This window comes from Erythrobacter sp. JB1-4, from assembly GCF_057365025.1.
On the sequence record NZ_CP200292.1, the window covers coordinates 885,001 to 898,321 of the forward strand.

At 58.2% G+C, this 13,321-nt stretch carries 14 protein-coding genes (1 of these 14 cut by a window edge); 4 read left to right on the forward strand and 10 right to left on the reverse strand.

Features of this window, described 5'->3' with window-relative positions:
* On the forward strand, positions 1 to 854 hold the 3' portion of the coding sequence (locus AC0V61_RS04025) for an aspartyl protease family protein (protein WP_486155985.1). 148 nt of this gene lie to the left of the window's left edge; the window shows 854 of its 1,002 coding nt (coding positions 149–1,002); its start codon lies off the left edge, out of view; its stop codon occupies positions 852 to 854.
* A 90-nt stretch (positions 855 to 944) separates the two neighbouring features.
* The gene (locus AC0V61_RS04030; protein WP_486155986.1) at positions 945 to 2,789 is read left to right on the forward strand and encodes an ABCB family ABC transporter ATP-binding protein/permease; all 1,845 of its coding nucleotides are present in this window, start codon (positions 945 to 947) and stop codon (positions 2,787 to 2,789) included.
* Positions 2,790 to 2,793: 4 nt separating this feature from the next.
* Here AC0V61_RS04030 and AC0V61_RS04035 read toward each other — a convergent pair whose 3' ends face one another.
* From AC0V61_RS04035 to AC0V61_RS04055, 5 genes are all read right to left on the reverse strand, one after another.
* On the reverse strand, positions 2,794 to 5,664 hold the full coding sequence (locus tag AC0V61_RS04035; RefSeq protein WP_486155987.1) for a M16 family metallopeptidase: 2,871 nt from the start codon (positions 5,662 to 5,664) through the stop codon (positions 2,794 to 2,796).
* Positions 5,665 to 5,733: 69 nt separating this feature from the next.
* Complete coding sequence (locus tag AC0V61_RS04040; RefSeq protein ID WP_486155988.1) at positions 5,734 to 6,117, reverse strand: ACT domain-containing protein; 384 nt, start codon at positions 6,115 to 6,117, stop codon at positions 5,734 to 5,736.
* Positions 6,114 to 7,415 (reverse strand): ATP-dependent protease ATPase subunit HslU, encoded by a 1,302-nt coding sequence (gene hslU, locus AC0V61_RS04045; protein WP_486155989.1) that lies wholly within the window; start codon positions 7,413 to 7,415, stop codon positions 6,114 to 6,116. The genes AC0V61_RS04040 and hslU overlap by 4 nt, the downstream gene beginning before the upstream one ends.
* Positions 7,416 to 7,439: 24 nt before the next feature.
* A complete protein-coding gene (hslV, locus tag AC0V61_RS04050) occupies positions 7,440 to 8,000 on the reverse strand; it encodes an ATP-dependent protease subunit HslV (RefSeq protein WP_486155990.1) in 561 nt (186 codons plus the stop codon).
* 59 nt (positions 8,001 to 8,059) lie between these two features.
* On the reverse strand, positions 8,060 to 8,539 hold the full coding sequence (locus AC0V61_RS04055; protein ID WP_486155991.1) for an outer membrane protein assembly factor BamE: 480 nt from the start codon (positions 8,537 to 8,539) through the stop codon (positions 8,060 to 8,062).
* Between the two features lie 324 nt (positions 8,540 to 8,863).
* Here AC0V61_RS04055 and AC0V61_RS04060 point away from each other — a divergent pair, with 324 nt between their 5' ends.
* Together AC0V61_RS04060 and AC0V61_RS04065 are read left to right on the forward strand one after the other, a co-directional pair.
* Positions 8,864 to 9,391: a ubiquinol-cytochrome C chaperone family protein gene (locus tag AC0V61_RS04060; RefSeq protein ID WP_486155992.1), complete on the forward strand. Its 528-nt coding sequence runs from the start codon at positions 8,864 to 8,866 to the stop codon at positions 9,389 to 9,391.
* Positions 9,388 to 9,942 carry a YceD family protein gene (locus tag AC0V61_RS04065; protein ID WP_486155993.1) on the forward strand — a complete coding sequence of 185 codons (555 nt, stop codon included), beginning with the start codon at positions 9,388 to 9,390 and terminating at the stop codon, positions 9,940 to 9,942. The genes AC0V61_RS04060 and AC0V61_RS04065 overlap by 4 nt, the downstream gene beginning before the upstream one ends.
* A 38-nt stretch (positions 9,943 to 9,980) precedes the next feature.
* On the opposite strand, the gene AC0V61_RS04070 is transcribed toward AC0V61_RS04065, so the two are convergent.
* The 5 genes from AC0V61_RS04070 to AC0V61_RS04090 all read right to left on the reverse strand — a co-directional run bounded on the left by AC0V61_RS04070 (position 9,981) and on the right by AC0V61_RS04090 (position 13,320).
* Positions 9,981 to 10,190 (reverse strand): helix-turn-helix transcriptional regulator, encoded by a 210-nt coding sequence (locus AC0V61_RS04070; RefSeq protein ID WP_486155994.1) that lies wholly within the window; start codon positions 10,188 to 10,190, stop codon positions 9,981 to 9,983.
* Positions 10,187 to 10,597: a hypothetical protein gene (locus tag AC0V61_RS04075; RefSeq protein WP_486155995.1), complete on the reverse strand. Its 411-nt coding sequence runs from the start codon at positions 10,595 to 10,597 to the stop codon at positions 10,187 to 10,189. The genes AC0V61_RS04070 and AC0V61_RS04075 overlap by 4 nt, the downstream gene beginning before the upstream one ends.
* A gap of 137 nt (positions 10,598 to 10,734) precedes the next feature.
* On the reverse strand, positions 10,735 to 11,880 hold the full coding sequence (locus tag AC0V61_RS04080; RefSeq protein ID WP_486155996.1) for an energy transducer TonB: 1,146 nt from the start codon (positions 11,878 to 11,880) through the stop codon (positions 10,735 to 10,737).
* Positions 11,881 to 11,935: 55 nt separating this feature from the next.
* The gene (gene ssb / locus AC0V61_RS04085) at positions 11,936 to 12,517 is read right to left on the reverse strand and encodes a single-stranded DNA-binding protein (RefSeq protein WP_486155997.1); all 582 of its coding nucleotides are present in this window, start codon (positions 12,515 to 12,517) and stop codon (positions 11,936 to 11,938) included.
* 125 nt (positions 12,518 to 12,642) lie between these two features.
* On the reverse strand, positions 12,643 to 13,320 hold the full coding sequence (locus AC0V61_RS04090) for a COQ9 family protein (protein WP_486155998.1): 678 nt from the start codon (positions 13,318 to 13,320) through the stop codon (positions 12,643 to 12,645).
* Position 13,321: the final 1 nt, after the last annotated feature.

Sequence of the window (13,321 nt, forward strand, 5' to 3'; positions counted from 1 at the left end):
TCGAACTTGATCAAGACCGCGCGCGCCGGTTTTTGCTGCCAGTTATGGTCGAGGGCGCGGGGCCCTTTGACTTTATGATCGACACCGGCAGCCAAGCCACGGTTGTCACACGCCAAATCAACGAAAGCTTGATGCTAACACCATCAGGCACCGCCACCGTTGTCGGCATGGCAAGCAGGCGTTCGGTTGATCTGGTCGAAGTGGAGAGCATGAGCTTTGGCGAGCAAACGGTTTACGACCTGATCTCCCCGGTGCTGGATGCGAACAATGTCGGTGCACAAGGCATTTTGGGGCTCGATACCTTGCAGGATTACCGGGTCCTCATCGACTTTCGCGAAGAGACGATTGCTGTGCAGGATGTCTCCGTCATCGACAACTACCGTGCCGGCTTTGAGATCGTGGTGCGGGCCAATCAGCAATATGGGCAATTGCTCATCACCGATGCATTGGTCGAAGGCGTGCGTGCGACGGTGATTATCGACACCGGGGCGCAGGCGAGCATTGGAAGCCTTGCCTTGCAGAACAAGATCCGACGCAAGCGCGCTGAAGAGGTCATCACGACCGATGTGAACGGCGTCCAGATGACCGGGGAACTGCAGATGGTGCGCTCGCTTCAGATTGAGGGTTTGGCGGTGCGCAATGTCGCTCTCACTTTTGCCGATACACCTGCTTTTGAAGCGCTTGGTCTTGGCGATAAACCGGTGCTGGCGCTGGGCATGCAGCATTTGCGCATCTTTGACCGGGTCGCGATCGATTTTAGCGAAAAGCGCGTGTTGTTTGATGTGCCGCGCGATGTCGCACGCGCTATGCGCAGAGCACGCGGGCGCGGTCCAGGCAGTTTGCTAAGACCATAAACGGGCTGGATAGGGTAAGGCCCGCCAGATACCGGCTCCGGTGGACGGGGCCTTGTAGATAAGCGGCGGGCTCTCCACATGGAGCCCGCAATGCCGCCAGATACCCCCGCCACAAAACAAGGTGATAAGCCCGCCGATGCAGAGAGCTGGGCAACGCTAAGGCGTTTTCTCCCTTACCTTTGGCCAAAGGATAATGCGTCACTGCGCTGGCGGATCGTCATTTCCATGGGGCTGGTGCTGCTGGCCAAGGCGGTGATCCTATCGCTGCCATTCGCCTATAAGGGCGCGGTCAATGCGATGGAGGGGACCGGCGCGCTTGCAGATATGTCAGGCGCAGCGCAGGTCGCGATGGCATTGGTCGCAGCCTATGTGCTGGGCCGCTTTACCTCCCTCCTGTTCGACAATTTGCGCAATGTCGTGTTTGAACGCGTTGGGCAGATGGCAACGCTTAGCCTTGCCGAGGACGTCTTCCACCGCCTCCACCGCCTGTCCTTACGCTTTCATCTCACGCGGCGCACGGGCGAGGTCACCAAGATTATCGAGCGCGGGACCAAGAGTATCGACATGATGCTCTATTTCCTCCTCTTTAATATTGCCCCGACCGCGATTGAGCTCATCGCCGTGGGCGTCATTTTCTATCTCAATTTCGGCTGGGAGTTGGTCGCCGCGACCGCTCTGTGTGTGATCGCGTATATCTTCACCACGCGCGCGATCACCGAATGGCGGACCAAGCTGCGGCGCGAGATGAATGATCTGGATGGGCAGGCCCTGCACCGCGCGGTGGATTCGCTGCTGAACTTTGAGACGGTGAAATACTTCGGAGCAGAGGCCCGCGAGGAAAAACGCTATTCGCAGGCCGCACGCGCCTATGCCGCCGCCGCAATGAAGTCGGAAAACTCGCTCGCGCTTTTGAACGTTGTCCAATCGGGGATCACCAATGCCCTCATGGCTGGCGCGATGATCTATTCCGTTTGGGGCTGGTCCAAGGGCGAACTTACCGTGGGTGATCTCGTCTTCGTCAACACCTACCTCATGCAGCTTTTCCGCCCGCTTGATCTGCTCGGCTGGGTTTACCGGACCATTCGCCAAGGCCTTGTCGATATGGCGCAGATGTTCACCCTGATCGACACCAGCGTAGAGGTGGAGGATAAACCCGGTGCACCTGCACTCAAAGTCACGCAACCCAGCGTCACCTTCGACAATGTCACCTTTGGCTATGAAGACGACCGTACGATCTTAAACGGCCTCAGCTTTGAGGTGCCTGCCGGATCGACCCTTGCCGTGGTGGGCCCATCGGGCGCAGGCAAAAGCACCATCGGGCGATTGCTGTTTCGTTTCTACGATCCGCAAGGTGGGCGTATTCTGATCGATGGACAGGACATTGCCGAAACGCAGCAAGACAGCGTGCGCGCAGCCATCGGCATCGTTCCGCAGGATAGCGTGCTCTTCAACGACACGCTTGCCTACAATATCGCTTATGGCGCGGAAGATACGGATGAAGCCACGGTGGAACAGGCCGCCAAGGACGCAAGCCTTATGCCCTTGATCGAACGATTGGGCGACAGGTTCGAGACCATGGTGGGCGAGCGCGGCCTCAAACTGTCGGGCGGCGAAAAGCAGCGGGTCGCAATTGCCCGCACCCTTGTGAAGAACCCGCCCATTCTCCTGCTTGATGAAGCAACCAGCGCGCTCGACACGCGGACCGAGCAGGAGATACTAGGCACGCTCAAACGACTTGCGAAAGGGCGCACCACCATTGCGATTGCCCACCGGCTTTCAACGATTGCCGATGCCGACCGGATTATTGTCCTCGACCACGGAACGCTTCGCGAAAGCGGGACGCATGCAGAGCTGCTTGCTCAAGACGGGCTTTATGCCGAAATGTGGTCCCAACAAGCCCAGGAAAATCGCGAGAGCGAACCGGTAGCCAATTAGAGCCCTACGGCGATACCTCTTTGCGCAATGTGGGACGCGAAAGGTCCAGCTCGTCCAACCGCACAACCTCGATACCCTCACGCACCTTGCGCAAATCATCGAGGAACAGGCCAGCGTCCCCAACAACCACCAAAGTGGCCCTCTCAGGATCGATCACAGCGCGTGCCGCTGCATTCGCAGCATCACCGTCAACTGCCGCCAAACGCTCAGCCATTTTGCTTGCATCTGACGCGGGCAGTCCATGCAGCAATAGCCCTGAAACAATCGCATTAAAGCCGGAGCTCGTCTCCATCACACGCCCATAGCTGCCCTCGAGAAAGGCGCGGCGGCGTTGGAGCAGCGCCTCATCCAAATCCTCACCATTGAGCTTTTCAATCTCGCCAAGCATGATCTTTGCGACCTCGGCTGCGGTCTCATTTGCGGTCTGTGCCCGCGCAGTCAAAAGCGAGCCGTCGCGCCGGCCTTCAATTCGCGAATATGCACCATATGAGAGCGAGCGCTTTGTGCGGATTTCCTCAAACAATCGCCCGCTTGACCCGCCCCCCAGGACAGCGTTGGCGACCTGGAGCGCATCGAAATTGCTCGCATCACGGGCCGGCGCGCGAATGGCGGTGAAGACAGAAGCTTGGCCAGCGCCCGGCATATCGATCACGATGGTCCGCGGGGTCAAAGGCTCGCCCGCTGCCTCATCGACAATATAGCCCACACCATTGGGGGTCTGCCAATCGCCAAACATCGCCTCAAGCGCTGCGATAGACTTGTCTGTCTCAAGCCCGCCAGAAATGATGATCTGCATCCGGCGCGGATGAAAGAAATGCTGGCGATGGTAAAGCAGGTCACTGCGGTTAATCTGGGCAAGGCTCTCAGGTGTCCCTTCGGGATGATTGCCATAAGGCGCAGTCCCATAAACCGCCGTTCGGGCCGCCCTTCGAGAGACACCGCTTGGATCGGTCATTGTGACACGCAAAGTTTCGGTCCGGCGGGCACGTTCACGAAGGAACTCCTCATCGGGGTAAAGCGCGCCCTTGATAATCCGAGCTGCCAAATCCCCAGCCTGGGAAAGATTGGCCACAGGCGCGGTGAGAGAGAATGTGGTCCCATCGCTGTCTGCGTTTCCTTCAAAACTGGCGCCAAGGCTTTCGAACTGTGCTGCGATGGTCTTTGCATCGGTCTGATAGAAACCCGAGGCCGCAAGGCTGGCGGCAAGCTGGGCAATTCCTTGGTGACCTTCGGGGTCTGTTTTGCTGCCGCCGGGAAAGACCATGGAAACCGTCGCAATCGGGACAGTGCCTGTTTGCGCCGCAATGACGCGAATGCCGTTGGATAGCTTTTCCTCAACCATCAGGGGCGCTGTGACCGATGGGCTTGGCAAAGGTCCCGGAGGCATTTCGCGCTCGCCTTCCGGTTTCACCGCGCGGATTGGCCCTGTGGCAGGCGGCAGGGTCCCAAAGTCGGGCATGGGCACAGGGTTGGCGTAAGAGGCGGCGTCTTCGGGCCCGTTGCGGTATAAAACAGTCACGCGCCGCTCTGGATCCAAGTAACGCTTAGCCACGCGCCGAACATCTTCTGGCGTCACCTGCGTGATCAGCGCAAGACCTGTATCCGCATAGTCGGGGTCCCCGCTCGCCATGAGCGCCTCGCCCAGCTCAAATGCACGGCCCCTGGCGGTCTCGCGGCGGCGCAGCGATGCGCCCACGATCTCTGCCTTCGCCTCTTCAAGTTCCTGCGGCGTCACCAGCTCTGCCCTAAGCTGAGCGATGACACCGTCCAGTGCCTGACCTGCCGCCTCCAGCTTGTCGGGGGCAGCAAGCGCATAGATATTGATATGCCCCGCCTCGCGGAACATAGGGGCAAAGCCAGAGGCCTGCACCGCCAATCCTTTGCGCACAAGAGCGCTTGCCAGCCGGTTGTTTTCACCAGCGCTGATGATGGTCATAAGGACCCTGATGGCAGGCGCATCCTCATGGGTGATGGACTGCCCTTTCCACACTCCGCCTATAACAGGCAAAGGCACGTTGGGCGCCGTCGCATTCACCGTGCGCGGTCCAGCGGGCTCCGGCTCATATTCAAGAATCGCAGTTGGCGTCGCTGTTTTGCGGCGCGGGATATCGGCGAAATACTGATCCACCAAAGCTCGCAACATCGCCGTGTCGAAATTGCCTGCAACGATCAAGGTTGCAGTATCAGGGCCATAGTAAGCCTCATAGAACGCGCGCGCATCTTCAAAGCTTGCGGCGTCCAGCTCTTCGATTGAGCCAATCCCGGCACGCCTGTGGGGGAGGACATCATAAGCGTTTTCAGGCAGGATAAAGCGCTGCAAGCGGCCATAGGGCGGGGCCAGCACGCGTTGGCGAAGTTCTTCTTTGACGACGCCGCGCTCTTTTTCGAACACCTCTTCGTCCACGACAAGGTTCGCCATGCGTTCGCGGTGGGTCCACAGCATGGTCTCAAGATAGGCGGCGGGCACCTGCTCGTAATAATTCGTCCGGTCGATCCAATTGGACGCATTGCGCGTGCCGCCAACATCAGCCGTCAGCCCATAAATCATGTTGTAGGGCATGTTCTCGGTTTTGCGGCTGCTGATGTGCTCAAACAAATGCGAAAAGCCAGAGCGCCCATCAGGGTCATTCTTGGAGCCCACTTCGTACCACAGTGATGTGGTGACGGTGCTTGTGGTGTCATCGGGCACAGCGATCACGCGCAGCCCATTTTCGAGCTGCCACATAGTGTATTCGATTTTGGGCGCGCTAAGTTTGGGCGAGTTGAGCCTAAGCGAGTTGGTCTCACCTGCGGGTGCAGCACCCTGGGAGAGTGCGGTTGAACTGGTGGCAAGTCCCAATGCAATAACACTGGTGAAACAGATTTTGCGGAGCATTGAGGGCCTTTGGTTGCGGTCGTCGTGCCAGACTAAAGCCTGAGTAAGCGGTGAGTGCAACCGTGGTGTTTATTGCGCTTGCGCGCTTAAGCGGCGAAGGATCTCCATCGCCTCCTCGCGCCGCTGCCATGGCACGAACAGATGATCGTGGTGGAAGGCGGCGATGACGTTGCACGCGATCCCAGCATCGGCAAGCGCGGTGGAGACGGCGGCGGTAAGGCCCACGCCGTCTAATGCTGAATGCACCTGGAGCGTAATGCGGGCATAATTCGATTGCCCCTTACCCATGGGCATGACCACCGTTGTGCCTTCGTCTTCGCGAATAGCGGCAAAGGCCAATTCAGAAGGCCGCTCACCCTCGCCAAGAACGGCGAAAGTGTAAGACTGATCATCAAGCTTTGGCGACATGCCCGAGAGCATGTCCCCCAATGCCGAGACAGGTCCCTCGCTCACAGGATGTACTTGGACAAATCGCTGTCACCGGCAAGCTCACCCAGCCGCTCGTGCACGTAAGCTGCATCGATGGTGACCGTCTCGCCTTCGTGCTCTTCTGCCTCAAAGCTGATTTCCTCGAGCAGCTTTTCCATGACCGTTTGCAAGCGCCGCGCACCGATGTTCTCGACGCTTTCGTTCACTTGCGCTGCGATGGTGGCGACCGCCTGAACAGCGTCTTCGGTTATGTCGAGCTCAACCTTTTCCGTGCCCAGAAGCGCAGAATATTGCTCCACAAGGTTGGCGCGGGTCTCTGAGAGAATGCGCACAAAATCCTCGGTGGTAAGCGCGCGCAGGTTCACGCGGATTGGCAGGCGGCCTTGCAGCTCTGGCAGCATGTCCGAAGGCTTGGCCACATGAAAAGCGCCAGATGCGATGAAGAGCACATGGTCGGTTTTCATCGGACCATATTTGGTCGCCACCGTCGTCCCTTCGATCAGCGGCAGCAGGTCGCGCTGCACGCCCTCGCGGCTAACCGAACCGCCGCGCACATCTGAGACAGCGATTTTGTCGATCTCGTCCAGGAACACGATGCCGTTGGTCTCCGCGTTTTGCAGCGCGGTGCGGCTTACGTCTTCATCATCGAGGCGCTTATCGGCTTCCTCATCGACGAGCTTGTCCCAGGCTTCCGGCACGCGCATTTTCTGTTTTTTGGTTTTGCCCTTGCCGAACGCTTTGCCCATCATGTCCGACAGGTCGATCATCTGCATATTGCCGCCCATATTGCCCATGTCGAAGGGCATGCCATTGCCGGTCTCTGCAATGTCGATCTCGACCTCAACATCGTTCATGGCGTTTTGAACGACACGCTGGCGGAAACTTTCGCGGGTCGCCTCGGATGCATTGTCGCCGACCAGAGCGGTGAGCAAGCGCTCCATCGCGGCCTCGCTTGCCGCCTCGCGCACGCTTTCGCGGCGGCGCTCTTTTTCAAGGCGGATCGCTTCTTCAACGAGGTCGCGCGCGATTTGCTCCACGTCGCGTCCGACATAGCCGACTTCGGTGAACTTGGTCGCCTCGACCTTCACAAAGGGAGCCTCAGCCAGCTTCGCCAAACGCCGACTGATCTCGGTCTTGCCGCAGCCGGTTGGGCCGATCATCAGGATGTTCTTGGGCGTTACCTCATTCTTGAGCTCAGGCCCCAGCCGTTGACGCCGCCAGCGATTGCGCAGCGCCACGGCAACCGCACGCTTGGCGTCTTTCTGGCCGATGATGTGTTCGTCCAATGCGGCGACAATCGCCTTTGGGGTGAGATTATCCATGTGAGAAATTCCTAGACCGCCGCGTTACACAGTTTCGAGGGTCAAATTGCCATTGGTGAAGACGCAAATATCGGCGGCAACAGCCATAGCCTTGCGCGCGATTTGTTCTGCGTCTTCTTCGTAGTCGGAAAGCGCACGGGCAGCAGCAAGAGCGTAATTCCCACCAGAGCCAATCGCAGCGATCCCGCCTTCAGGCTCCAACACATCGCCATTTCCGGTAAGCACCAGCAGGCTCTCTTCGTCAGCAACAATCATCAGAGCTTCAAGATTGCGAAGGTATTTATCCGTGCGCCAATCCTTCGCCAACTCCACCGCTGCGCGCAGCAATTGCCCTGAATATTGCTCAAGCTTTTTCTCAAGCCGCTCAAAAAGGGTGAAGGCATCTGCCGTCGCGCCGGCAAAGCCAGCGACGACCTTACCGCCCTCGCCTATGCGACGCACTTTGCGCGCGTTGGGTTTCATCACCGTGTTGCCCATGGAAACCTGACCATCGCCCGCAACAACGATTTTGTCGCCGCGTTTGACGCCAATGATGGTGGTGCCGTGCCACTGTACAAGGCCGTGGCTTGCCGATTTATCGTCCATGCAAGTGGATATGGGGGCGCTCACTAAAGCGTCAAGCTAGAGATGGCCTATCGACCGCGTCACGGTCCCCCGGGACCACCAACGCCAGCGCCGCCGACCTGTCCGATATTGCCGAACAAATCTTCAAGAAAACCGCGCTCACGGCCAAGGGTCGGCGTTCTGTCACCATCAGGTTGGAGGAAGACAACTTCTTCCATCCCTTGCGTATCAACCGAGGCGACATTGCCAGCTTCATCAAATCTCACCGCCAGCACGACATGTTCACGAATACGCGGGCGCACAAATGGACGGCGGCCGGTGACACTGGAGATATAGTACCAGGTCTTTTCGCCATATTGGCTCTCATATGTCGGGCGACCAAGCGTGCCTTCGACCGAGCGGCGATTGTCGATGCCCGGCTGAACCGTTCGCACCAACAGCGGATCGTTCACAAACCCGCGCGATTCGCGGATCGAAGAGCAACCCGCCAAAGCGAGCACCGCCATGCTGATCGCTGCGACTTTGAGCATTCTGGTCTTTGGCAGAGCATGTGCACGCATGAGTTTTCGTCTATTCCCGTCTTCGCATTGTCTTGTCGCACTTAGTTCACCGGGCCACTTGCCGCTTTGAGCAGGCGGCCTATATCGCCTCATAAATGCACTCAGGCCACACGCTTTAAGCACTGTGGCAGGCGCTGGCAATGTGCGTTCATGCAAATGTGCTGGAGTTTGCGGGGTGAATTGCGGCTGAATGTCGATTGTTCGCGTAGCTGGAACCGCCCACCGCTCCCGTTTGTTTAAAAGGGGCGGCTCATCTTTCCCTTGCACCGGGTGTGTTTGTGCAATTGGATAGATTGCGTGATGGGCTTATAGGATAATGTAATTATGTCGTTTCTCTCCCGCCTCCTTGGCACCGGCCCTGATCCACGCGAAGCCGTGCGCCCTTTATGGCACCGCGTCGTCGAACTTGCGCGCGAACCTGAATTCTACAGCGAATATAAGGTTGCCGATACAGTAGCAGGCCGGTTTGATATGATCACCGCTGTCTTATGCGCGGTTATGGTGCGCGTTGAAGCGAGCGAGATGCGGGCCGAAAGCGCTCTTCTTGCTGAACTTTTCGTTGAGGATATGGATGGGCAACTGCGCCAGTTTGGCGTCAATGATGTGGTCATCGGCAAACGCGTTGGGCGGCTGATGAGCGTCCTTGGCGGACGTCTTGGCGCATATCGCCAGGCATTCACAAACAAGGATGAGGCGAAACTGACCGAGGCAATCGCGCGCAACACCACCTTTAGCGAAGGCGCAGATGAGGCGGCCTGCAGCGCCGGGATCGCGCGCGAGCTTTTGGCATTGTCACAGCGGCTAAGTGGGTACAATGACAAGCAGATTTTAAACGCAGCCGGGATCAGATGACCAACAATCCCGCACCCCACCACACCAGCGAGCTTGAGCGCCTCATCAAGGTCAAAGGCCTGCCGGGTGAACCTGTGGTGATTAAGGCCGACGCGGGCGAGCGCGCGGCATTGGCAACTCGCTTTGGTCTTCCAGGAATAGACACTTTGCGCGCGCAAGTGGACGTAGAACAGCGCGGATCAGCCATCCGCGCGGTCGGCACATTGAAAGCTGCGATCCGGCAGTCGTGCGCAATTTCTGGCGAGGATTTTCCCGCCCAAATCGAGGAAGAGCTGGACCTGCGTTTTGTTGAAGCAGGCACGCTCGATCCTGCTCTGCACGAAGATGGCGAGATTGAGGTCGAACTGGACGCAGAAGACTGCGACGAGATCGAATATTCCGGCGATGCGTTTGACCTTGGCGAGGCTGTTGCACAAACTCTTGGCCTTGCAATTGACCCTTACGCCGAGGGTCCAGGAGCGGATGAAGCGCGCAAAAAAGCAGGCATCGCGCGCGAGGGTGAGCAAGAAGGCCCGCTTGCCGATATGCTTAGAGGCCTTTCCAAGGGCTAGAGCCGAAGGGCTAGAGCCGAAGGGCTAGAGCCGAAGGACTAAGCCGTCTCTTCGCGCCATGGGTTGAAGAACAACTCCTCCACCGGCACATCGAAATGGGCTGCCAGCTGATAGGCGATCGGCAATGAGGGATCGTATTTGTCCGCCTCAATCCCGATGATCGTCTGGCGCGAGACACCGATGGCATCAGCCAAATCCGCTTGATTGAGCCCACTGGCTTTCCTGAGGTCGCGAAGGCGGTTCTTCACTCACCGCGCCCCAAGAGACTGCCCCGCCATTTCCATACACCATAAAGCGCGCTGCCAAGCGCAAGCTGGGCAACGAACATATGGATCGCGCCCGCGCCATATGAGGTGTGATGGCTGCTGCTTGCGATAAGCCAGATGAGAAAGGCAAAGCCTCCAAACAAGCTGCCCCAATACCAACTGCTCAACTGACCTTGCTTGTGGACATCATCAAGGCCGCGCCACCACAATATGGTGAGCGACCACACGGCCATCCCAAGACCAATAAACACGCCAAAACTTAGCCAAGTGTTGCCGCCGAAAAGATCGGTGCGCGATGCGTAACCCATGAAAAGCCCAAATGGGATAACAGCTATCAAAGCTGCCAGCATAAACCCCCAATGGCGTTTGTTGTATTTGGAAATGCGCATGGATACCTCTCACAAAATGTAAAAAGGTATATACATTTCGCGATGGAGAAATGTCAAAACATTTTTACTTTTCGGTGGATTTAGCAGGGACCGGCTTTCTTGCTGAGCCACGCTTCACGGCGCGATCCACCTTCTCCCTACTGCGCATTGTCCTGCGAGTGGGCAGCATCCTCTGGAGCTTCGGGCAGCCTGAACATCACCCTTTCAATGCACCCCTTTAGACCTGTATCAAGCGGCTTGAATTTCGCACTGCTCACGACCCTTCTGGCAGCTGCGCCGAATTCGGCCGAAGGTTGTGCATCCAGCACCTCGACCTCTCCAATCTCGCCCCATGGTGCCACGTCATAGCGCAGGATTGCCCACCCCTCGACAGCGCGCCTGCGGAAATTTTCAGGATAGCGAAGACGCGGCTCTTTCTCCCACCTGTCGGGGGTCTCGCACAGCTCAGGCTTGGTGCCAAATTGCTCCTCTTGCGGCGCTGGCGGGGCTTCGACAACATCGCTCGCGGTCCAGAAAAAATGCACGCACCCGGTCCGCGCGCCGCCGGTCCAGCGGGAGGCTACTAAAGCTGCTTTGCCCGCCTCATTCAGGTCAGAATTACCGGTGCTTTCGAGGATGGTTATCTCGTTTGGTCGCCCATCATCACCCGTCGAGTAATTGTAGACGACCCAGCCGGGTGCGCCGGGGGTTTTCGCAATCTCGCGAAAGTCGGGATAGTTCACAGTGAGCGGGCGGCGCGTCGGTTTCTCGCGGCAATTGCCCGGAAAATCCCTGTCCCATGCCGCCTGGGGAATGCGCGGATTGCGGGTGAAACTGCGGTAGAAGCTTAAGTCTGCAAGGGACGCCTGTGTCATCAGCGTTTGGCTTTGCGTAAACGTCACACTGCACTGGGTGGGTTGCGGCATTGCGGGGAAGATGCTCGCCGCGATGGCAGGTCCTAAGTCGTCCATCCGTCCGGGAGGCCGCGTTGTATCCAGGGCTGAGGTAATGGACAGCGCCCGCTGCTGCGAACCCAAGGTAAAGGTATATGTGACGCTCTGCGGCTGATTGCCATATGTGCGCCGCCTGGGGGATCGATCACGCCTAACGGGGCGCAGCGTTGATGCGGGTGGACTCTCCCCATTGTCACACGCGATGTCGCTCGGCTGCCAGATGAGGAGATATTGTGCCCGTTGCGGATTTTCGGCGCTGACTGCCGGGAGAGGGCCGGTTGAAATAGGCCCGTCAACCTGTCCGGAAAGCGCAGCCGAAGCGAGCAACAGCGTTGCCACAAGATCAGTCATAATTTTCCCCGCAATAATCGTTGCTTTGCGCCCAGCGAGGGTAGTCTATCGCGACCTAGAAGGGAATGTCATCGTCCAGATCATCATAGCCGCCGCCACCTGAGCCGCCACCCGAACCGCCGCCAGAGCCACCCCCAGAAGAGCCGCCGCTTCCGCCGCCACCCCGGTTCCAGCCGCCGCCTTGGCTACCGCCTCCACCACCGGAGCCACCGCCATAACCGCCGCCACCTTGGCCGCCGCCGCCATAGCCACCGCCACCGCCGCCGCCGCCGCCGCCGCCGCCTTGCGCGCCGTCGAGCATGGTAAGAGTGCCGCCAAGGCCTTGGATCACAACCTCAGTTGAGTAGCGGTCCTGACCGTTCTGGTCCTGCCATTTGCGGGTTTGCAGCTTTCCTTCGACAAAAACCTTGGAGCCTTTCTTGAGGTAACGCTCCACCACATTGACGAGCCCGTCTGAGAAGATAGCAACCGTGTGCCATTCGGTTTTCTCGCGGCGTTCGCCTGTGTTTTTGTCTTTCCAGTTTTCAGACGTCGCAATGCGCAAATTGGCAACGCGTCCACCGTTCTGGAACGAACGGATTTCGGGGTCTGCCCCCAGATTGCCGATCAGCATTACTTTGTTGAGCGAGCCTGCCATGGCGTGATGTCTCCCCTAAATTGGTCGAGCAGCCGTAAAGCTGCGAATCTATACCAAGCTCATAGGGCACACGCTTTAGGCTGGCGACTCATGCAGCGCGCTTTTGCACTTCCGGTTTCAGAAATTTAACGCGACGGATACCGCAGCCGCCCCAAAAAGCGGGTGAGGCTGGGCAATTCCATGTCCTTATTAAGGAATTGCGCTTTGACTTTCTCAAACTTCATCACACCGTCAATCCGGCGGTCGAGGAACTCGTAAGTCTTCGCTTTACCCTCGCTATCATCATTCACGAAGACGGCGAGAGTTGCAGAATAGATACCCGCCAGGATCGCGCGCTTGGTATAGTGGTTGTAATCGGTCGCGGTATCGCCAGCGAGCCTCCACATAATATCAGCCGAGCGCCAGCCAAGCTTAGCGCTGCGCGGCGCATTGTGAGGCATCGCCATGATCGACATTGCCCGGCGCACCGCCTCATCGATATGCTCGACCGCCTCAAGCCGGAATGCGACCAGCGTGCGGATGCGTTCGCGGATTTTGAGTTCGGCCAGCCGCTCTTGAGGCCATTCTTCTTCCATTGCCGCATCGACATTGGCGATCCAGGCATCGATCATATCCATCGCTTGGCCTGCACCCTTGGGAAAGGCGAGCTTTACCACATCCACATCTGCGCCCGCCATATCGGCAGCGGCCTCTAAAGCGGTTTCGTTCCAACCGTCGAACACAGCAGATGCCGCAATGTCAGGGGCAAGCGCCAAGCGCAGCTCATCCAAAGTCATATCGGCAAAATCGGGAGAGGAAGTCATG